Below are 20,028 nucleotides of genomic sequence, written 5' to 3'. Positions count from 1 at the left end.
GATTACTTCCAAGCTCCCGATTAACCGTTTATCCTCAGTTACTTGTCTGCTCTTCACGGTCGACTATTGTATCATTTGCCGCGACGCCGCAATCGAACGATTAATCGGATTGGTCAGCATTTCTTTTGCTCGCTGGGCGCGAGAAGCCGAACTTTCTGCTTCAGGCGACGAAGCGTCCAACCGGCCTTTTCCCAATTACCGAGGCGGGCAGCGGAGGCGAAATCGTCCAACAAACGCCGCGCTGCCAATCTCTGCAGCTTGCTTTGCGGTGCAGCGCAGTTGGCCTGATCGAGGCTGCCAATAATCTGGCCGAGCGTTTCGACCTGGCTTGATATCGCTTGCGCATCCTTGCGCGCCAACGCCACCGTAGCGTGGTTGAGCGCGGAACCCAGTCTTTCCCAAGCCATATCTTGAGCCGTCACGTGCCCGCCTTGCGCGGACAAGAGAAGGAAGAGCACCGCACATATTTTGGCGCTCAGGCGATGCGTGGCGGGACGTGGTTTGTTGCAAACGTCACGGCTTCCCGGAAGATATTTCGCTCGATACCGTTCGGGCCGACAATCCTTCTCCATGGCCCGGCATAATAGCAGCCTTTGCCCCGATCTTCCAATGTCTCGGCAACGGGAGAATGCTTGTGGAGGAGCTCCGTCACGACCTAAAGGTTCTCTTCCAATGTGGTCTGATCGCTGATCGGGAGGCCCAACATGAAGTATCATAGAGCGACCGCTATCGCACTTGTCGGGGCCGCGTTCATAAGCGTTCCCGCGATTTCAGTTCCGCACCGGCGGCGTGGCGCCTCCGCGGTCCCCGGCGCGTCCTTTCGATGTGCTGGAGCTTTCCGTCATCGGATCGGCCATGCCAGATCCTTTCGCCACGGGGGCGCTTCATCGCGGAGCTTTCGGCGGGAGGCGGCTCGGCCACAGGCACGGCGGCGGCGTCATTGGCTTCTCGGGGGTCGGGTGGGGCAGAGGCTTCGGCAACCCCTATTTCTATGATCCCTATCATTAGGGTGCTTCCTTCTATGGTCGCGGCTACCCGTACGATTATTATGATCATGGCCGTACCTACCGGAGCCGCTATTATTCGCGCCGGTGCCGCACCCAGTGGGTTTGGGACGACTATGTTGCGGATGAGGTGCCGGTACGGATCTGCCGATGACTGCCTGAAACATCCGTCAGCCCTGCCTGGCGATGATTTCGGCTTGACCTTACCACGATGGGAAGCCCGATAAGGCGGCGAATCGAATTGACTGGACATCGGTTGCGCCGCGCTCGCACAGCAGTCGGATCTCCGGCAGGTATTGGACAGCGAGCCGCGCACTCGCCAAATGAGCTTCGAAATTTTGATGAGTGCTTTTTTGCAATCTGAGCCATCAGCAGCGTTATGGGCCCTCGACCGGCGTTCATTCATGCTCGGCGCCGCAACTGCTGTGACGGCGGCGATCTCCGGTTGCTCACGACTGAGTTCCCAGGAAGGAGATATCCAGCTAGTAGCGGGTACAGGCCAGGCTCGGTTGCTCCGCGATTCGCAGGCGAGCACACAAATCTGGGCCTATGATGGGCGGGTCCCAGGCCGGGAGATCAGGATCCGTCAGGGTCAGAGATTGCGGGCCAGCGTCGAAAACCAGCTTGCCGAGGAAACGACGGTCCACTGGCACGGGATTCGCGTGCCGAACGCAATGGACGGCGTTCCCCACCTGACCCAAAAGCCGATCGCCGCAGGAGAGACCTTTCTCTACGATTTTGTCGCGCCCGACGCCGGGACCTATTGGTACCACCCTCACCATAACAGCTTGCGCCAGGTCGGACGCGGACTGTACGGCCCACTCATTGTCGAGGAAGCCGAGCCCATCACGGTCGACCGCGATATCACCTGGCTCCTTGGCGACTGGCGCCTGCTAGACGACGGCCAAATCAGCAACGACTTTGGCAACATGCATGATAACATGCACGCGGGCCGAATTGGCAATACGATCACCATCAATGGACGGCCGCCGGAACCTCTCGCCGTTCGCACTGGAGAACGGATCAGGCTGCGCCTCATCAACGCGGCGAATGCGCGAGTCTTCGGCCTCGAGTTCAGCGGGCACAAGCCAAAGATCATCGCCCTCGACGGGCAGCCGGTAACCCCTCACGAACCGGACGGGAAGATCTTGCTGGGGCCGGCAATGCGGATCGACCTCATACTTGACATGGTCGGGAAGCCGGGATCGCGGTTCGTCGTCGAGGATAATTTCTACAAGGGGCTCGAATACCCCCTTACGACGATCGACTATCGTGCGGAGCCGTTAAGGTCGGAATTGCTTGCCACTCCGATCGGGCTGCCTGCAAATCCGATCCCGGAACCTAAGCTCGAACAGGCCTCCCGGCATGAGATCCTGTTCAGCGGGGGCATGAGCACCGACAATCCGATGGACATGGACATGATGCGAACCGGGATGGTGTGGGCTGTCAACGGCGTCGCCGCCTCAGGTCACGTCCATGAACCGATGATGAGGCTCCCGAGAGGCCACACTGCCGTTCTGAACCTCAACAACAACACCGCATGGTGGCATCCGATTCACCTGCACGGCCACAGCTTTCGAGTCCTCTCGCGGAACGGAAAACCGACCGCGCACCGCGAATGGCAGGATACCGTGTTGATGCCGCCCCACGAAAGTGCCGAGATCGCGTTCGTAGCCGATAACCCGGGCGACTGGATGTTCCATTGCCATGTTCTGGAACACCAGGCCGCGGGCATGATGGCCACAATCCGGGTCGCTTAAGCAATTCACGAGGAGAAATCGCAATGAAGACGTTCATGAAGTCAGCCATTCTGGGAGCAGGCCTCGCGCTTGCCGGACCCGCAGTTGCTGCCGGCGCCGCCGAGCCTGTGGCCGTGCTTTATAAAAACCCGCAGTGCGATTGCTGTGAAACATACGCAAAGTACCTTCGCGTGCACGGCTATGAGGTCAAGGTTCAGGCGACGCACGACCTGCCGCTCATCAAGAAGAAGCACGCGGTCCCCAACGCGCTTGAAGGCTGCCATACGACGCTTATCGGCGGCTATGTCGTCGAGGGCCACGTGCCCGTGAAGAGCCTCAACAAACTTCTCACGGAACGCCCGAAGATCGCCGGCATCTCACTTCCCGGCATGCCAACGGGCTCCCCCGGCATGATGGGTCCGAAGCGGGTGCCGTTCAAAATTCTTGCCTTTAATAAAGCAGGCCGAACGGCCGTCTACTCCGTTGAGTAGGCGCGCAGCAGAACCGGTTGCGCAACGGATCAGGGCATTTATGACAGCCGATTACGGCGGCCACCAGGAGCCAGGCCACGGTGCGTCAGGGCGCTTGGGGAACCAGGCCCATGGAATGGTCATGCTGACTCTTGATAAAAACAACTTTCCGGAGACACCCGAGCGATACGCCGTTCCCGGCGACCGCTCATTCATCTTCGCCACCGGCATCGCGAACAGCTATCCCACGATCAGGGGCCGAGAGCCACCGCGCAGACCGTCTCGGTGCCCGCGTAGCTCTCTGCGACGATCGAAACTTTCACCTCGGGCGGCCAGTCCCGGCGCTTGCCCGCGTCGGTGAAGACCTCGAGGCAACACGACACGAGTTCCTGTTCGGTCGGCTAATAGACTGGCGTCGTATTCACACCCGCTACGACCGCTGTGAGCTGCGCCCACACCTTCATGAGCGCCATCGCGCTCGCCGCGATCGGCCTTTTCTGGCTACCCGGTTGTGAGTCCTGAGCCTGCCCGGGCGTTTACAACCGCTGTGGGCGCTCACGTCATCGACTCTGGGGATCAACCGTGCGCGGGAGATAAAGTATTCTGAGGTACAAGGAGATATAGTTAACTTATGTGCATTATCATACTGCCATGTTCATGATGTCTTTATAGGCAGACAGAATCTTGTTGCGGATTTGCAAGGTTGCTTCAAAGCCTATTCCGGAACGCTGCCGGGCCAGCATGACCTTCGCGATATCCGTTGTCTCGCCCCGCTCGTACGCGTCCGTAAGCGCTCCAGCTTCGGCATTAATCCCGTTAAGCTTTTGTAAAGCGGATTGAAAGGTTGAAGCAAAGCCGGTCGGGTCAGATGATCCAATAGGCTGCACGCCCACGCTGCCATGCGTGCCAGTTGCCGCGGATCCATCAACCGCCTGCAAAGCATGGTTCATCGCCGCATTGAATGCCGAACCGCGCCCGCTCTCGTCACTGCCGCCGATCGGTGACGCCTTGGCAACATTTTGGAGCGATACGTTCCTGTCCAGGATCGCACTCCTAATCGCTAGGACCTCACTGACCGACATACAACCTCTTGTTGCTCGCTAGGGCTGGCTTTATCCTGCCCTAGGTAATGGTTAACGCTGGCGGGAAAGTTTTGAGAAATGATTAACGTGGCCGACCTGCCCCGTTTCGCGGCCACCTCTCCGCCCGCTCGATATTACGTGTTCGTCGCCTCGATTATGGCGTTAGCCTCAACCGCCCGCTAGCGCACCACGTCCGCTTTAGGATTAGATGAACCGCCTTCGTCGCGCAGCCGGACGCCGATAATCGCAAGCCAACACGACAGAGTTTAATGGCCGCGATGACCGTCATGCTGACGCAGGTTGAGGTGGCCCCTGGGGTGACCTGACAAGGTCTAGCGTTTAGAAAACACTGAGGCGTATGACCGACGGTATCATCAGGCGCTACAATGACGGCGGGGCTCTTTCCGGTGTGTAGCGCGGGATGGCGAATTATCGGACAACTCCGAAGGTCGGACAATGGATGAAAGAGCACCGGCCGGAAACATCGCCGGAGATTATCGCCATCGCCTGGAAGGCCCAGCTAAGGCTACATAAACCCACAAAAGGCTGACCTAGCGAGGTAAACGATCGGTAGTGGCGACCACCTCTGTTGCGCGCGAATTGCTCGGCTTCATCTGGTCCATCATCCAACAGTCTGGCGAAGCGTGGCAGAGCTTGTCCGGCACCTTCCCTATCTCGCCCTCAGGCGAATCCTTGTGGACAGGCAACGCCGCACTCTTCGGGCGCTGCGCGCGTCGCTCCTCCCCACGCCGGTGCGCCCGTGGCAACTTCTGAGCCGCTGGTCGTTTATATCTGAAGACAGCAGCAAGACGACTGCACCTTCCGAATACAGAGCTTCCGGCTGGCACAATGGCCGAAAGGAACGGAACCATGGACAATCACATCTATTGGGGGCTGGCAGCGATCTCATCCGTGATCATGTCGTGGCTCCTTTATCGCTACCTTCTGCCGCGATCCTGGCGTGAATGGACTCGCGCCGGCATATTACAGGCGTTTATTATCGCCTTCTACGCCGAGATGTACGGTTTTCCGCTGACAATCTATTTGCTGACTCGCGTGCTCAAGCTCGATGCCAAGGGAACAAGCCTGTGGGACGGAAACCTATGGATTTACGTCACCGGCTCACCCGCAGCGATGCTGGTATCAATGATCGTCGGCTATGCGATCGCCATCTTTGGGATTGTCCTGCTGGCCGCAAGCTGGCGCGAACTCTATCGAGCAACGAAAGAAAAGCGGTTGGCGACCGAGGGGCCATTACGCCTTCGTGCGTCATCCGCAATATACCGGTCTCTTTCTTGCTGTGTTCGGAGAAGGCGTCGTGCATTGGCCGACGGTTTTCTCCCTTGCAGCTTTTGTGGTGATCGTTTTTGCTTATGTGATGCTGGCGCGGAAAGAGGAGCAGGACATGTTGAACAAATTCGGACCTGAGTATTTGCAGTACAAACAGTCGCGGCCGATGTTCTTCCCACGTCATAACGATTGGAGAGCCTCCGCCCGCCGAGCTTCTCACCCTGCAGAAGGAAAGCTAGGGCGCGGACTCATTACGCGGGGCACCAGAGGCGGGTGCAGATGAGTTTGACGGCGGCGAGGTAGTTTTCCGGGCACCTGTCGTAGCGGGTGGCGATGCCGCGGAACTGTTTGATCCGGTTGAAGAAGCGTTCGACGAGGTTGCGCTGGCGATAGAGCCAGGGCGAGAACCCGAAGCGTTGCTTGCGATTGGAGCGGTTCGGAATGTTGGCCCAGACGTTTTTGCGCGCCGCCTGCTCGCGGATGGCGTTGCTGTCATAGCCCTTGTCGCCCAGGAGCGTGGCCCCCTCGGGGATGGCCTCGATGAGCGCTTCGGCTTCGCATGCGTCGTGGACCTGCCCGCCAGTCAGGCGCAGGCCGACAGGACGTCCTTCAGCGTCGACAAGAGCGTGGATCTTGCTGGTGAGGCCGCCCCGGGAACGTCCCAGGCCATGATCGGAAGATCCCCCTTTTTGCCCGTCGCACCATGTTGGTGGACGCGCACGCAGGTGGAATCGATCATCACCAATTCGCCGTTGAAGCCAGCAGAAACCGCCGCCAACAGCCGGTCCCACACCCCGGCTTTGCGCCACCGGACAAACCGGTTGTAGCAAGTCGTGGGTGGCCCATAGCGTTCGGGTATCTCAGCCCATGGCGAACCGGTGCGAAACCGCCAGAGAATGCCGTTCAGCACTCGGCGATCATCCACCCGAGGAACGCCGCGCGGCTTGTTCGGCAGCAGCGGCGCGATGATCCCCCATTCCCGATCCGTCAGTTCGTACCGCCGCCGCGTCATCAAGCCTCCATCGCAATGGAAAGCCTGAATCACTCTGCCCCGCAAACCTCAAGCCCGTTTATGAGTTCACGGCCTAGATTCTAGAAGAGGAGCTTGAGATGAACACAAGCACAGTGTTGCTAATCTTCGCGGCCGTGATGCTGGCCTGCTGCGTCGGGCCGATGCTGTTTATGCGAAAGCGCCGGGACCGTTCTGACGATGACGGTTCCCAGCATCCACCTAGGGTGAACACCAAGGACGACATTTGATAGCCTTTTTTGCTTCAACGTCGGACGAGCGCGATGGACAAATTGTGATCACGGTGCCGGCGCATGAATGCAGGCAGCGGGGCCGCGTGCTTATTCGTTTCGTAGGTCGTCGTGACCGATGCCGCATGCGGATCGAGACAGTTGGAGCAGCAGGTCGGACCGCTTGACCTTCCAGGTGGCGGTCGTGGGTAGATCCGCCCAGCGACACTGAATTGGCCCGGCCACGGTCGGCAGGCCACGCACGGCCATTACCCACCGTGTTGGATCAAGCGGCTGATCATCGATTGTGCAGACAACGGGAGTGGGCAAGGCCCCATCAACCCCGGGGAGAAGCACCAATTCATTCAACTCAGGCAGGCGCGCCAGTAGTTTATCCTCCATTGCGAGGGCATCGGGCAAATCGGGAATCGCGTCAACCTGGCGCCCGAGAAGACGAAGAGTGCCCCATCGCGTCAAGCTCCCAACGTCCTCCATTCGCCACCACGCCCCATTCCAACGGGACAACGTACGCTCCTCTTCACCGAGATATCCGGCTATTTGTCCGACAGAACCGACCTCGATCTGTCCGACTGATCCTCGCGGGACCCGCTTCCCAGAAATGGTGTCCGTAATTCGAACCCTGGTCAGCCCAGGGATCGCCCAACCGACGTCGCGAGCATCGCCCGTTGGTTGCCGCTGACGGCGGCGGTACCGGATACTGAGCGTGGCGAGGCCAACTTCACTTTGCGCGTAGCCTTGCACCCACAATGGGAAGCGCCTCCTGGAAGCCCACAATAATCGTTGGATGGTCCGCGGGTGCACCGCGTCAAACGTCGAGATGAAGAAACGAACATTGGCGAGCGGCCCCCGCGGGTCGTCAGCGAACTGTTCCCAGCGAATGTATAGGTTGGGGAATGTGTCCACCACCGTTGGCCGGTAACGACTAAGAAATGTCGCCGTTGTGGCCGGATCGGGATCGAAGAGGGCAAGATGGCCACAGCCGACCGCCAGAAGGGCATGCCAGCCTGACAGAACCCGTGCGTGGATCGCCGTGGGACATGTCGCGAACACATCGCGGCGGGTCAGAAAGACCTTGTGGGCGATTAGTTGAACGCAAGCCTGACCGGCCAGACTGCGGCCGGTGTGCATGCATAATTTCGGGACTCCAGTCGTACCGGATGTGTGCGTAAGCACCGCCACCTCATCGGGCGCGCGCCTTACGACGGGAGGCGTTGATCCTCGATCCAGTTCGCTGAGACTAATTGCGCCCTGGAACGCTCCATCTGTGGCAAGGACATGGCTGGATTTCTCGGTGAACCGATGCAACTGGATCGCGGAGCGATCCGCAATCACCAGTGGCCATCCTAGGCGCGCGAGCAATATGGCCATTGCTTCGGGGTCAAGCGTTGGCGACAACAAAGCGGGAATCGCACCCAAACGACTTGCGGCGGCTGCCAGTACGAGAACGTCCATGTTGTCCCGCTTAACGATCGCAACGTAATCCCCGAGGGACACTCCGGCAGCTGCAAGCCGCCTCGAAGCATCAACGATCAGCGCGGAAAGTTGCACATAGTCTAGTTCGAGTCCGAGCTCAGGTGCGATATCGAGCGGACGGTCAAGCCACAGCGGAATCGGACCATGGCGGCGGACCGCGTTCTCGACGGTCAGACCCAACTCAACCGCCGCACTATCGCCAGCAAAGGCCAAAAGGCCCAGCCGCTTTCCGCGAATGCCTTCCGCATCATGCGGACCTGCGAGTTCGGCTCGGCCATCCCGGCGCGCCCAAGGGAAATAAATCCACTTGTACAGAGGACAATATCCAATGGCGCCGGTTATTACGAGTTCCACACAAGCGCCCAGAACCAAGGCCCACACCAAAAAGAGGGTTACGCCATCCCCTATGATGCCTCGCTGCGTGCCAGCAATCATGCCACCTAATAAACCCAGACCGAGCGCAATACGGATCACCCGCTCGAGCGGAGTTATGTTTTGATATGGAAAGCTGTATTTGAGGATTCTCATTTTCTCAACGAACCCCCATTGCTTACAATTTAGAATGTGTCGAGTTAGCAACGCCTTATAGGGTGATCGACTTCCCGGTCGTGGATGCTGATTATGGTTCTGACCTTTATGTGGTCGGCCGCTAGCGTCCCCGCACCACCATCCAAATTATACCGACGCACATTACGAGGCAGGGGAGAAGAAAAAGAATACTTATTCCTCCCAAAGTGGCCGTAAGCCATCCGCTCCATCCAAATGAGAAACCAGCAGCCACGATCCCAGCCAGCGCGATTGCCGCAATTATCATGACGCCTGCAGAACGCCCCATGCCCACCCTCGTTTTACGTTCGTCGCGGGAGGATCCGCTCGCCCGTAAATCGTTGGCGTCGGTCGCAGGATTTCGGGGATCGCGTGAGGTCGGCCGCGGATCGATACTGTTCATGGGAACATCCTTTTTTATTGCAATGGCCTGACAAGGCTGCCCTATCCATATCCTGGCAAGTGCGAGTCCCTGGAAAGCGGACGGGAGGCAGTTCAGCCGGGCAAGGTCTGCCCGGCCTTTCCGCAGTCGAGAGCCTTTGCGAAGCGCATTGCGCGTTCACCTCCGGTCGCCCGTGATTTGAAGAAGGAAGGTGAACATGTTTATGAAGTCCAGATAAAGCGCGAGCGCGCCCATGACGACGGTCTTGCCGATCATGTCGCTGCGCGCGACATCGAAGTAGAGGCCCTTGATGCGCTGCGTGTCGTAGGCAGTAAGGCCTGCGAATAGGAGTACGCCAATGAGACTCACCGCCAATTGCAGCACCGAGGACCGAAGAAACAGATTGATCAGCAAAGCCACAAGCAGACCCACTACGCCCATGATCAGGAACGTTCCGAACCGCGACAAGTCGCGCTTGGTTGTGTAGCCCCAAAGGCTGAGGCCCGCGAATGCAGCTGCGACCGCGAAAAAAGTCGTCGCGATCGACACGCCTGTGAAGACTAGGAAGACGGAGGCCATCGATAGGCCCATCACCGCGGCGAACGCCCAAAAGAGCAGCTGTGCGGTCGCAGCCGAAAGGCGATTGATGCCGAAGCTGAGTACCATCACGAACGCTAACGGCGAGAGCATGATGACATATTTGAGAAAGCCAGGCCCGCCAAGAATGGTGGCCGCATAGCCGCTCTCGGCGAACAGCAGCGCGACTACGCCGGTAAGCAGCACCCCCGACGCCATGTAATTGTAGACCGACAGCATGTAGGACCGCAAACCCACGTTGATGGCGGCACCTTCCAGACCGGCGCGTGCCGCGCCCGAGTTTGGCATCGGCCGCGCCTCGGCGGGCGTTCTTCGTTCAAATTCATTCGCCATCATCATACCTTTCCTGAGGGGAGCATGTTGACGATCCAGGACAGATCGGACCGACCGATCCGATCATCGGGCCGGAGCCAACCCCGGTGCGATCGCGCTTGGTGGCGTAGCCATAGAGCGACAGCGCCCCAAACGCTGCGGCGGCGGCGAAGAAGGTGGTGGCGATCGAGGTGGCAGTGTAGACAAATATGATCGCGCCCAGCGAGGCGCCCAGAAGACCGATCAACCCCCAATAGAGTAGTCCGGCACTGCGGAGTGTCACTTTGGCCGCGATGAAGCTCGCGCCAAGCAGGATCGCCAGAGGCGCAAATATCAAGATCATGCCGGCAACGGAGTAAACCGGCAGCCGGCCATCAGCCGCAAAGTGGAAGTGATAACTTGCGAAGGGCGGATGTGAGGTCACCCACGCCAGGGCGCCGGAGGCGATCAGGCCGCTGCCGACCTGGGCGTAGACCCCCAGCCTGAAAACACGCGGTCCCTCATCGGTGACGGTCGTGGCCGACAGTGCGAGCGACCTGGGCCGATATTGATCGAGGTGGGTCATATCAAACTCCGCTCCACATCAATGGCTGATGCCTCGTTATGATCCCCTTGACTGGCCACCCTTGCGGTGGGGCACGGCTGGCGCCGGAGGTGAGGCATGCGACCCCGCATCGGCCTTGCTCTTCATCATGCGTTCGCAGTCATCCATCATCTTCTCCATGCGCGTCATCATCGCCCTCATCCGAGCCATGTCGCTGGCTGACATGCCTCCCATGTTCATGCCGCTCATCTTAGCATCGGGCATCGCCTCTTTAGCGGCCTGGGCGAATAGCGGCGTGGCGATACCCAGCGCCAGGGATGCTGCAGCCGCTGCCGCGGCGCCCATGCGAAGCTTATTCATCGTCATCTCCATCGAGGTTTGAAGGGGCGGCGGTTATGCGTGAGCTCCGCGCTAGCGCGCGCTCGGGCGTCCTCAAGCTCGCGACCAGCCCCGCACACGCGGCAAGCAATAGCGAAATCTGCAAGCCTGCGATTGATGCCTGGACGGCGGCGGCGCGCGAACAAAGGGTGAAGGTCATGCAGACGACCGTCAGCGCGGCCAAGGCCAGTGCAAACCGACCCATACCAGTACCAGGGCTTGAGCGATGACGTTCGCACCTTGATCTCCGTCCGTATGCTCTATCCTCCTCTTTTCGCCCCGCGGCGCCCGAGGTTACAATCCGCGCGAGACTATGCGCCGAACTGCACGATTGCGGGGACGACCTACGAGCAGGAATGGTGACGACGAAGCAGGTGAGCCTCGATCGACATCGAGCGATCTCCGGAGACGGTCTTGTCGACCTCCACACGGCACGCCACGCATCGTCGCCTTGAAATCCGTGAAAATAGATATCCCGGCGAACAGGGGCGAGACCGGCCCTAGGACAACGTCAACTCGAGGCTCGGCGGGGGCCCACATCACCGCAAATCGTGCTGGGCGGAGCGAACCGGAAGTTTAGCAGCGCTTGGCATTCCGAACGAGCTCGCAAGACGTCGGCAAGGTTGCGTCCGCCGAGATTGATTACACCGTAGCGATAGCTGTGACCGTCCTGCATCTCTTCCGACAACAATCGGCCTTCGGTGGCTAGTACCTCCACGCGCGCGTCCATGTGGCGGGCTTCGAGCCGCGCTATGTCCTCCGCGTCCGGAACCCGGGTGGCGACCGCATCGGAAAAGGTCCTGAGCACGCAGCTTGCGGCGAATGCATGATGTCCCATGCCTCGGGTCAAGCGCGGCCGCCGGCCGACAGCCAGATCGAGCAGGACCTGATAACTATTGTAGCCGTCTACCTTCTCGTAGAGGTCGGAGAATTGGGACGCGATGCGGGGATTGACCTCAACGATCATCACCGTGTCGCTCTCGAGATCGTAGGTGAACTCGATGTTGAAAAGACCGTCTCGGAAACCGACGCCGCTCATGAGCCGGTGCGCGATCTCACCCATCTTCGCCTGTATTGTGGCGGGGGCCGCCGATGGGTAGTCGAACCGCTCGAAGGCGAGCGTTCCAGGACTGAATACGGAATCGACAATCCCCAGCACCTCGATTTCCTCGCCGCAGGCGTAGCCCTCCAAAGTGACCTGCCTGCCGCGCAGCAAACCTTCCGCCAGCAGGTGGCCGGTTATCGGCAGTGACGAATAGTGCTCCATCAGCCGCTCAAAGGGCGCGAAGAAAGACGATTTTCGAGCCCAGGATTGCTGGACTGCGTGCAGCTGAGACAGCGCCGAAACGGGCTGCGCGCCAATGGAAAAGAATGACTTCACGGGTTTCAGGAAGAAGGGGAAATCCAGCGGCCTAGCCTCGGGACAGGCGGCCTCAACCAGCGCGAAGGCAGGTGTGGCAGTCGGTGTCAGGCGACGTTGTGCGCAGCGTGCGTGGTACTTGTGCTGGAGTAGCAGGTTCACGGCGGGATCAGGCCCAGGAAGCCCCCGTTGCCGGGCCACGATGCTTGCTATCGTGCTGCCCGGATAGTCGTCGGCGCTGATCACGCCCGCCAGCGGCGTGCCCTGGTACTGGCGCAGGATCGCTTCGATCTCGAGAAGCGGATTGTTTACCGCCTCTGCGGCGTCGGCATTAGCCCCGGCGATCCGTTCGAGGGCGTCGCTCGCGTAAACGTGGGTGAGCACCTGATCCTGACGCAGACCAAGGCGCGCCAGCTCGCGAAGATCGCGATGGGTCGGACAGATCAGCAGATATGGCGCGGATGTCGCGCCGCGCGCATCGCCCTCCAAGCGGGACTTGGGAGCGGCACTCATGCTGCTCCCCGCAGGTGATTGTGAATGGCCGTCGCGGCGACCGCGGCCTGCCCCATGGCGACGCTGATCTGGTCGAGGCCCACCACGACATCCCCGGCGGCATAGAGGCCGGCGATCGAGGTCTGCTGATGCTGGTCCACCTCGAGGCAGCCCTTGGACCCGAGGCGCGCGCCCAGGCCGACAGCTAGGCCGTTTCGCACCTTATCTCCCAAGGCCGAATAGAGGCTGTCGAAGGCGAGAACGGATCCAGATTGCGTGATCAGGGCAGCGATCCGGCCGCGCTCCAGCTGCATCGAGATTATCGGTTCTTCGATCAAGCGCACGCCGCGGTGCTGCAGGCGCCGCAGATCATGCGGTTCCAGGCCAAGGGGCTGACCGAGCGACATGAGAGTGATGTCGCGGGTGTAGTCGGCGAGAAAGATGGCCTCGGTCGCTCCGCTCTCGCCGCAGCCGATTACACCCAGGCGGCGATCGATGACCTCGTAGGCATCACAGATGCCGCAATGGCGGATCAGGCCGCGATTGATGGCATCGGCCAGATCGGGGAGCTGAGGCTCGACGTCGACCTTGCCGGTAGCGATGACGACAGTGCGCGCGCAAACGGCAACGCTATCCACCTGAGCCTGAAAATTCCCGTCAGGCCGTTTCTCTAGCGCCGTCACTAGACCGCGCCGAATTGTCGCGCCGTAACGCCGGGCTTGGGCCGCCATGCGCTTGAGGAGCTCAGGGCCTGGAATGCCGTCGGGAAAGCCCGCATGATTGTACGAGCAAGGAATCAGTCGGGCGCGCGCAGCGCCGCCGTCAGCAACCACAAAATTTCGGCGGAACCGTGCAAGATAAATCGCGGCGGTCAGCCCGGCTGGGCCGGCGCCAACGACCAGGCAGTCCAAAGGTTTAGTTGGCATGAGGGTCCTAACAAGGGGAAAGTGGTCGTGCCATTCACCAGCGGAGAAGCCGAGGCCCTAAGGTCCATCCGATGAGGCTGCAGGCGAGAACGCTACCCCCATACCAAAGGGCGACAAACGCTGGAGATTGAGCGGTGCAGTGGAGGGCATACGCTGCAGCGCTCACAGCTCCCGCATAAAGACCGGCGACAGCACCCGCTTTTTGCAGATCGGTGGGAGCGAATTTGCGAAGCGCCAACAATAGACTGGTGAACGGCGCCGTGGCGATCAGGGGGATGGCGATGATGCATTCGGCCCAACTGCTGTGTAGAAGCGCGGCGTTCCAGTTCTCGATCGGGGCGGCCAGCAAGCTACCGACGCCGAACAGCACGATTGCGACGAAGGGGAGCAGCAAGAGCCCCAACGGGGTACGACGTTCGCCGCCTGGATAAGCTAGTCGGCTGAGACAAAAGCCAGCGGTCACGGCGCTGCCTAGGCTGAAAGCGAGTTTCAGGCCCAAGAGCGGCAGATGCTGCGGTGTCCAGGGGTCTGGCAGGATCCCGAGGAGAACGGCAACAAGGACCAGCGCAGCACAGAGACCGGCAAAGCCCGCGAGAGCCACAATGCGCGGTGCACCGCCAAGCTTGACGCTGTCAGCACGCGCCGCGAGCGCTTCGATTAGCATGTCGGTATTCAATGACCGCCTCCAGATCCGACGAGCTGGGCGAGCCGCTTCAACCCGCGATGAATACTCACCTTGACCATGGATTCCGACATCCCGCGCCGCTGGGCCGTCTTCGCCACGCTAAGGCCGTCTAGCTTGACGTCGCGAATCACGCCTTGGGTGACGCTGGGCAATTTCTGAAGCAACCGCTCGAGGTCGAGGGAATTATCCACTGAGGTAGGGTCGTAGGGCGACGGCAACTCCTGCGCCGCCTCAATCCCCACACGAGCGCCAGCGGGCGAACGGCTCACCCGGCGCAAGTGGTCGATCAGCTTATAGCGTGCAATTGCGTAGGCCCAGGCGAGCGCCGGACGGGCCGGGTCGTAGGCACTTCGCTTATTGTGAATGGCCAGCAACGCCTCCTGCAAAATATCCTCCACTTCGAACGCCCCTCCCGCGCGCCGGGCTTGACGCCGGAGATAGGTGCGCAATCTGAGGGCTATCCGCCGCAGGAATAGCCGATAGGCGTCGGCGTCGCCCGCCGCGCCCGCCAGAAAAAGGGCCCGGAGTTCGGCGTCCTCAGACATCGCCACCCATTCGGCTTTTCGACGCTTCTCGACCTGCGGTTACATCGGAAGCACAGAAGAATGGCCGCTGCGCGACGTGTCGTCCGATCGCGACACGGCTGCGCCATGGTGGCGGTCTGCTACGAAACCGCAGCACTGACCTTCGTTTGACATCGAGGCTGCGTCCGGTAAGGGATCGGCCGTGACCTGCGCTCCTGGCCTGTGCGGTAGAACGAAGCGGACTTACGACAGCCGAAAAATTAAGAAAGCCGACCGCTTCGACCGGTGCACTGCGCGGAAACCGTGGCGGACGCCGATAGAGCCTCATTGGAAGTATCATCGAGGCCTCCCTCCCGGCTGAGATTCCTGTCTTGAACTCGAAACGCAAACCGATGTTTCCCTGAGGTCAACTGACCCATCAAGATCACTCCGGGCGGCTGTGGGGCTAGCGGCCTCACATCCGCAATGATTAGATTCTCAATAACACGACGTCTCTTGCGGTCAGCACACGCGGGCCTCGTAAACGGTCGCGTCGGTCGTCACTCTCATGTCCTGACGCACGTATTCGTCTACAGTGACCAACGGTTAGCGGATGATCAATTCGATCGTTATTCCCAAATTGCGCGAAGTTGAATCTCCGGTATCCGGCCTCCTAAGGCGAAGCGACTGATATCAAGCGATAATAGCTTGATGGACGATGCGATGGCGAAGCGAATTGGCCGACTTCGCCGCCGCATAGCCATCATGTTACGAGCACGCTTCGACCCAGACTCGCTCCGGGGCCAGCAAGGGCGCGCGCGGGCCATATTGCGGCCGCGCCCGCCAGATCCAGTGACCGGTCTTGCCAGTGTAAGACGGATCGCACTTCGGTCCGCGCCTGTCCGTCCGCTGCTCACGCAGATCACCAACTTTCTTGCAGATCGGCGCACGCAGTGGCGCGCGCGGACCGGGCTGTTGCTGCGATTGCCACTCGCATTTGCTCGACGATGGTTTCTGAACGTCGGACTGCGCCGTCGCCGGAACCGAACCGGCCATGAGCAGCGTGAATGCTGCAGCCGAAGCGATGAATGTCAAAGTTTTCATGAGTCCTCTCCTTGACTGGGATCACCTACGGCGAACCACCGCAAGAGGCGTGGGAAGCGCTCCGCGCTGCCCAACCGCGGGAAGGCTCGCCTAGCGAATTATCAGGCCAAGGGGCTCGGGGGATGGGGTTCGGGTTGGACCGATCGGCCCTCCAGCCTGGAGACAATTTGCCACAGGCCGGGCTGATAGGTGAGTATCGGCGTGCCAACCGGCCGGGGTCCGCTGCTGAGCGTAAAGGTGATCGGGCATCCCATGCCGGCAATGCAGGCAAGCGTCATTCCCTCGCAAGGGCGCGCTTTCCCGTCTTTGCTCTTCATCATCTTGAGGCAGTCGGCCGACATAGTCATCGGCGCTCCGGTCGCCGCGACCATGCCATCAACAGGGCTCGCGGTCACCACGGCGGTTTGCGCGAGAAGCCCTAGCAGAACGCCTATGACCAGCACAAATTTGAGTGCCTGTCTCATAAAACCATTCTCTGCCTCACGAATAGGTTCGTCAAGTTTAACCGCGCGCTTCCTTGCCCGATCCGACGCGCTTTTCGGCAAGCATGACAAAGGCAGATCCCTGTAGAGTAACCCCTTCGGCCGCGCTGGGCTGTCACTTGAGGGCAGGCCAAATTGGGCTTCACGGAACGTCTGATCGGCTCAATTGTTTCGGGGGTGCAGCCTAACCACGCTCCCGCCGCTCTGGGCCCTGACTGCGATCGAGGAATCGCGGAACCCCTGGCGGCTTCTTCGGGGATGCAGGACGCAAACAAGCCACATGCCGCCGGACGGAACGCCGCGGCAAAAGAACTGTCGGGAATGGGACGAATGCAATGGACACGAACTGCATGGCAATGATGACGGGCGGGGGTGGCGGACTGATGATGATCGGCATGGGCCTGGTCTGGCTCCTCATTGTCGTCGTCCTTCTGCTCGCAGCAGCGGCACTCATCAAATATCTTCGGTCGGGACCCAGATAGCGATATCTGGTGCGCCGGAGAGCGCACCACGTTCGGAGAGAAAGGAGCGTGGATATGGCTGATATCGTCCTCATCACGGGCAGCAGCGGGTTCATCGGTGGCGCGATCATCAAGAAGCTGGCTGGTGCCTACACATTGATCGGATTGGATCGGCCCGGCCTGCCAAACGCTCCGGCACCCGCCGAAACGATCGATGTCGATATGAGCAGCGATGAGTCGGTTCAAAAGGCGCTCGAGACTGTACGCTCCCGCTTCGGCGATCGGATCGCCTCGGTCGTCCATCTTGCCGCCTATTACGACATATCCGGCGAACCCAATCCGCTATACGATGAGATCACCGTCCAAGGCACGCGCCGTCTAATTGAGGCGCTCCAGGCGTTCAAAGTCGAACAGTTCCTGTTCGCCAGCACGATGCTTGTCCATCGTCCGACCTATCAACCGGACGAGCGCATCAACGAGGACTCTCCGGTCGAGCCGAGCTGGGCCTATCCGGAATCGAAGGTGCGGACCGAGACATTGCTGCGTGATCGCCATGGCGAGATACCGGTGGTCTTCTTGCGGATTGCCGGCGTCTATGACGACCTCGGTCATTCACCGTTCCTTGCACAGCAAATCTCGCGCATCTACGAGCACCGGCTCACGGCGCACCTCTACCCGGGCATGCTCTGTACTGCACAATCCTTCGTGCATCTCGACGACCTTACCGATGCTGTTTCCCGCACCATCGAGCGGCGCAAGCAATTGCCTTCCGAGCTTCCGCTTCTGATCGGCGAGCCCGACGCACTGGGATATGACGAGACCCAGGACATCGTCGGCCGAACCCTGCATGGCGAGGATTGGACGACGCTGCGGATTCCCAAGCCGATCGCGAAGGTAGGCGCATGGCTGCAAGGCGAGGCGACCGAAGGCGAAGCCTTCATCAAGCCCTGGATGGTGGAGGAGAGCAATGCCCATTACATTCTCGACATCACCCGCGCGCAAGGGCTACTCGATTGGACGCCGACGCATTCGCTGCGCAGCACGTTGCCGATGATCGTCGAGGCGCTCAAAAAGGACCCCGCCGGCTGGTACAAGGCCAACAAGCTCAATCCGGCACTGGTCGCCTGGTACGGCCAATCGCCTGCCCGACCGAAAGACAAAGCTGCCGCAGACCATAGCGGCCATGACGGCGACGCCGCTTCGACGGACAAGGTCGGGCGAGACCAGATGGCGATGGCCGATGGTCATGATCATATGGCTATGATGGAGGAGGATGAGCGCAAGAAGCGCTGGGTCCACTTCGCCAATATCGGCCTCGGCCTTTGGCTGGCATCGACTCCATTCATCTTCGGCATCGTCGATTCCGCTTCGGTGCCCCAAGCTGTGCGCGCCGTCACGGTCGATCGCGGCCTTCCTTCGATCGAATGGCGCAGCGCGGCGCTCGCCTGGAACGACATCGCCATAGGCCTGCTCATCGCCGTGTTCGGCCTGCTGTCGCTGCCCAAGCGAACGGCGTGGTTTGGCCAATGGGCGAATTGCTTTGCCGGGCTCTGGCTCCTCTTCGCGCCGCTCATCTTCTGGGCGCCGAGCGCGGCGGTCTATTCGAACGAGATGCTCGTCGGCGCCCTCGTTATCGCCTTTTCGGTGCTGGTGCCGATGATGCCGGGGATGAGCATGGCGGGGATGATGGACCCGAAATCCATTCCGCCCGGCTGGACCTATTCGCCTTCGACCGCGGCGCAGCGCTTTCCGATCGTGCTGATGGGCGTAATCGGCCTCATCATTTCGCGTCATCTGACAGCCTATCAGTTGGGCCACATCAGCTCGGCCTGGGAGCCGTTCTTCGCCGGTTCGCCGAGCGATCCGCGCAACGGCACCGAGGAGATCATCACATCCTACGTGTCCAAGGCCTGGCCGATCCCCGATGCAGGCCTGGGTGCAGTCAGCTATCTGATCGAGATATTGATGGCGGTGATGGGTACGCGCGATCGCTGGCGGACGATGCCGTGGATGGTGACCTTTTTCGGCATCCTGGTTGTGCCGCTCGGGGTCACCAGCATCTATTTCATCATCATCCAGCCGATCATGCTCGGCACCTGGAGCACGCCCGCGCTGATCGCGGCGCTCGCCATGCTGATCATGATTCCCTTTGCGCTGGACGAAATCATAGCGATGGGCCAGTTCCTTTATTGGTCCAAGTGCCGCGGCAAGCCGCTGATCCGCACCTTCTTCAAGGGCGACGCAATCGATCGGGGCGAGGAATATAGCGAAGATGCGATGATCTCTACCCAGGCGGCTTGGTCGGAAGCGAAGCGCGGGGTGACGCTGCCCTGGACGCTTCTTGTGAGCATCGCGATTGGCCTATTCCTGATGCTGACACGGCTGACGCTCGGCACCGAAGGCGCCATGGCGAACAGTGATCATCTGATGGGCGCGCTCACGATCACCGTCGCGGTGATCGCAACGGCCGAAGTTGCGCGCCTCCTGCGGTTCATCAATGCAGCGTTCGGAGCCTGGCTCATTGCCGCGCCCTTCCTGCTGGCGGGTGGGAACAGTGTCGCGACGGTGATCAGCATCCTTCTCGGACTTGCGCTTATCGCGCTGAGCGTCCCGCGGGGGCCCCGTAGCAAGGAGCATTATGCAGGCTGGGATAGGTTCGTGATCTGACCTCTGCAAAAATGTCGCGAAAGCCGATGAGGCGAAATCTCGCTCGGTCTCTTTGGCTGGCAAATCGTCAATGTCGAGGACAAGGGTTGCTCCTGCTGCGGCGGCGCGCTCCGCCAGAGCGGCGAGGACGTTTCTGAGCGGCTCGAGGTCGCGCGGTCGCTTCGCCTCGTCAAGGTCGCGCTTGGAGCGTGGCTGGCCGCAGCACAGTTCGTGCTGGACGGTGCCGACACCCCCGCCGCCGCGGCAAGCATCGCGATAAGCCTCACCCTCG

The 20,028-nt window shown here is 60.5% G+C and carries 17 protein-coding genes and 1 pseudogene; 4 read left to right on the top strand and 14 right to left on the bottom strand.

Features of this window, described 5'->3' with window-relative positions; genetic code table 11:
• Positions 1-113 precede the first annotated feature (113 nt).
• Positions 114-422 (bottom strand): hypothetical protein, encoded by a 309-nt coding sequence (locus tag AC3WT0_RS09940; RefSeq protein WP_492753362.1) that lies wholly within the window; start codon positions 420-422, stop codon positions 114-116.
• A 905-nt stretch (positions 423-1,327) separates the two neighbouring features.
• On the opposite strand from AC3WT0_RS09940, the gene AC3WT0_RS09935 reads away from it, so the two are divergent.
• Positions 1,328-2,764: a multicopper oxidase family protein gene (locus AC3WT0_RS09935; RefSeq protein WP_492753361.1), complete on the top strand. Its 1,437-nt coding sequence runs from the start codon at positions 1,328-1,330 to the stop codon at positions 2,762-2,764.
• 23 nt (positions 2,765-2,787) lie between these two features.
• Positions 2,788-3,234 carry a DUF411 domain-containing protein gene (locus tag AC3WT0_RS09930; RefSeq protein ID WP_492753360.1) on the top strand — a complete coding sequence of 149 codons (447 nt, stop codon included), beginning with the start codon at positions 2,788-2,790 and terminating at the stop codon, positions 3,232-3,234.
• Between the two features lie 230 nt (positions 3,235-3,464).
• Here AC3WT0_RS09930 and AC3WT0_RS09925 read toward each other — a convergent pair whose 3' ends face one another.
• Both AC3WT0_RS09925 and fliE read right to left on the bottom strand, forming a co-directional pair.
• Positions 3,465-3,596 (bottom strand): hypothetical protein, encoded by a 132-nt coding sequence (locus AC3WT0_RS09925; protein WP_492753475.1) that lies wholly within the window; start codon positions 3,594-3,596, stop codon positions 3,465-3,467.
• A 258-nt stretch (positions 3,597-3,854) separates the two neighbouring features.
• A complete protein-coding gene (gene fliE / locus AC3WT0_RS09920; RefSeq protein WP_492753359.1) occupies positions 3,855-4,295 on the bottom strand; it encodes a flagellar hook-basal body complex protein FliE in 441 nt (146 codons plus the stop codon).
• Positions 4,296-5,454: 1,159 nt separating this feature from the next.
• Between fliE and AC3WT0_RS09915 the strand changes: the two genes are divergently transcribed.
• On the top strand, positions 5,455-5,868 hold the full coding sequence (locus tag AC3WT0_RS09915) for a methyltransferase family protein (RefSeq protein ID WP_492753358.1): 414 nt from the start codon (positions 5,455-5,457) through the stop codon (positions 5,866-5,868).
• 40 nt (positions 5,869-5,908) lie between these two features.
• Here the strand turns inward: AC3WT0_RS09915 and AC3WT0_RS09910 are convergent.
• The 11 genes and pseudogenes from AC3WT0_RS09910 to AC3WT0_RS09860 form a co-directional block, all read right to left on the bottom strand.
• A pseudogene (locus tag AC3WT0_RS09910) lies at positions 5,909-6,597 on the bottom strand (IS5 family transposase); the annotation flags it as partial.
• A gap of 338 nt (positions 6,598-6,935) precedes the next feature.
• A complete protein-coding gene (locus tag AC3WT0_RS09905; protein ID WP_492753357.1) occupies positions 6,936-8,846 on the bottom strand; it encodes an AMP-binding protein in 1,911 nt (636 codons plus the stop codon).
• A gap of 577 nt (positions 8,847-9,423) precedes the next feature.
• Positions 9,424-10,131, bottom strand: coding sequence for a Bax inhibitor-1/YccA family protein (locus tag AC3WT0_RS09900; protein ID WP_492753464.1), 708 nt, complete (start codon positions 10,129-10,131; stop codon positions 9,424-9,426).
• Between the two features lie 34 nt (positions 10,132-10,165).
• Positions 10,166-10,720 (bottom strand): Bax inhibitor-1 family protein, encoded by a 555-nt coding sequence (locus AC3WT0_RS09895; protein ID WP_492753356.1) that lies wholly within the window; start codon positions 10,718-10,720, stop codon positions 10,166-10,168.
• Positions 10,721-10,756: 36 nt separating this feature from the next.
• A complete protein-coding gene (locus AC3WT0_RS09890) occupies positions 10,757-11,059 on the bottom strand; it encodes a hypothetical protein (protein ID WP_492753355.1) in 303 nt (100 codons plus the stop codon).
• 529 nt (positions 11,060-11,588) lie between these two features.
• Positions 11,589-12,950, bottom strand: coding sequence for an ATP-grasp domain-containing protein (locus AC3WT0_RS09885; protein WP_492753354.1), 1,362 nt, complete (start codon positions 12,948-12,950; stop codon positions 11,589-11,591).
• Positions 12,947-13,855 carry an NAD(P)/FAD-dependent oxidoreductase gene (locus AC3WT0_RS09880; RefSeq protein WP_492753353.1) on the bottom strand — a complete coding sequence of 303 codons (909 nt, stop codon included), beginning with the start codon at positions 13,853-13,855 and terminating at the stop codon, positions 12,947-12,949. The genes AC3WT0_RS09885 and AC3WT0_RS09880 overlap by 4 nt, the downstream gene beginning before the upstream one ends.
• A 34-nt stretch (positions 13,856-13,889) precedes the next feature.
• Complete coding sequence (locus AC3WT0_RS09875; RefSeq protein WP_492753352.1) at positions 13,890-14,531, bottom strand: NrsF family protein; 642 nt, start codon at positions 14,529-14,531, stop codon at positions 13,890-13,892.
• On the bottom strand, positions 14,528-15,085 hold the full coding sequence (locus AC3WT0_RS09870; RefSeq protein ID WP_492753351.1) for a sigma-70 family RNA polymerase sigma factor: 558 nt from the start codon (positions 15,083-15,085) through the stop codon (positions 14,528-14,530). The genes AC3WT0_RS09875 and AC3WT0_RS09870 overlap by 4 nt, the downstream gene beginning before the upstream one ends.
• Positions 15,086-15,811: 726 nt before the next feature.
• Positions 15,812-16,147: a hypothetical protein gene (locus AC3WT0_RS09865; protein WP_492753350.1), complete on the bottom strand. Its 336-nt coding sequence runs from the start codon at positions 16,145-16,147 to the stop codon at positions 15,812-15,814.
• Positions 16,148-16,248: 101 nt separating this feature from the next.
• Positions 16,249-16,611, bottom strand: coding sequence for a hypothetical protein (locus AC3WT0_RS09860; protein WP_492753349.1), 363 nt, complete (start codon positions 16,609-16,611; stop codon positions 16,249-16,251).
• A gap of 554 nt (positions 16,612-17,165) precedes the next feature.
• On the opposite strand from AC3WT0_RS09860, the gene AC3WT0_RS09855 reads away from it, so the two are divergent.
• The gene (locus tag AC3WT0_RS09855; protein ID WP_492753348.1) at positions 17,166-19,757 is read left to right on the top strand and encodes an NAD-dependent epimerase/dehydratase family protein; all 2,592 of its coding nucleotides are present in this window, start codon (positions 17,166-17,168) and stop codon (positions 19,755-19,757) included.
• Positions 19,758-20,028 lie beyond the last annotated feature (271 nt).

The organism is Sphingomonas sp. EU05-FHT14C10 (assembly GCF_058790595.1).
The sequence above is the reverse complement of the archived record's forward strand: the minus strand, read 5'-3'. Positions and strand labels throughout refer to the sequence as shown.

Coding starts and splice junctions, on each gene's coding strand:
- AC3WT0_RS09935 (WP_492753361.1), top strand. CDS start 1,328: ATGAGCTTCGAAATTTTGATGAGTGCTTTTTTGCAATCTGAGCCATCA.
- AC3WT0_RS09855 (WP_492753348.1), top strand. CDS start 17,166: ATGGCTGATATCGTCCTCATCACGGGCAGCAGCGGGTTCATCGGTGGC.
- AC3WT0_RS09930 (WP_492753360.1), top strand. CDS start 2,788: ATGAAGACGTTCATGAAGTCAGCCATTCTGGGAGCAGGCCTCGCGCTT.
- AC3WT0_RS09895 (WP_492753356.1), bottom strand. CDS start 10,720: ATGACCCACCTCGATCAATATCGGCCCAGGTCGCTCGCACTGTCGGCC.
- fliE (WP_492753359.1), bottom strand. CDS start 4,295: ATGTCGGTCAGTGAGGTCCTAGCGATTAGGAGTGCGATCCTGGACAGG.
- AC3WT0_RS09880 (WP_492753353.1), bottom strand. CDS start 13,855: ATGCCAACTAAACCTTTGGACTGCCTGGTCGTTGGCGCCGGCCCAGCC.
- AC3WT0_RS09860 (WP_492753349.1), bottom strand. CDS start 16,611: ATGAGACAGGCACTCAAATTTGTGCTGGTCATAGGCGTTCTGCTAGGG.
- AC3WT0_RS09890 (WP_492753355.1), bottom strand. CDS start 11,059: ATGAATAAGCTTCGCATGGGCGCCGCGGCAGCGGCTGCAGCATCCCTG.
- AC3WT0_RS09900 (WP_492753464.1), bottom strand. CDS start 10,131: ATGCCAAACTCGGGCGCGGCACGCGCCGGTCTGGAAGGTGCCGCCATC.
- AC3WT0_RS09870 (WP_492753351.1), bottom strand. CDS start 15,085: ATGTCTGAGGACGCCGAACTCCGGGCCCTTTTTCTGGCGGGCGCGGCG.
- AC3WT0_RS09885 (WP_492753354.1), bottom strand. CDS start 12,950: ATGAGTGCCGCTCCCAAGTCCCGCTTGGAGGGCGATGCGCGCGGCGCG.
- AC3WT0_RS09865 (WP_492753350.1), bottom strand. CDS start 16,147: ATGAAAACTTTGACATTCATCGCTTCGGCTGCAGCATTCACGCTGCTC.
- AC3WT0_RS09905 (WP_492753357.1), bottom strand. CDS start 8,846: ATGAGAATCCTCAAATACAGCTTTCCATATCAAAACATAACTCCGCTC.
- AC3WT0_RS09915 (WP_492753358.1), top strand. CDS start 5,455: ATGCGATCGCCATCTTTGGGATTGTCCTGCTGGCCGCAAGCTGGCGCG.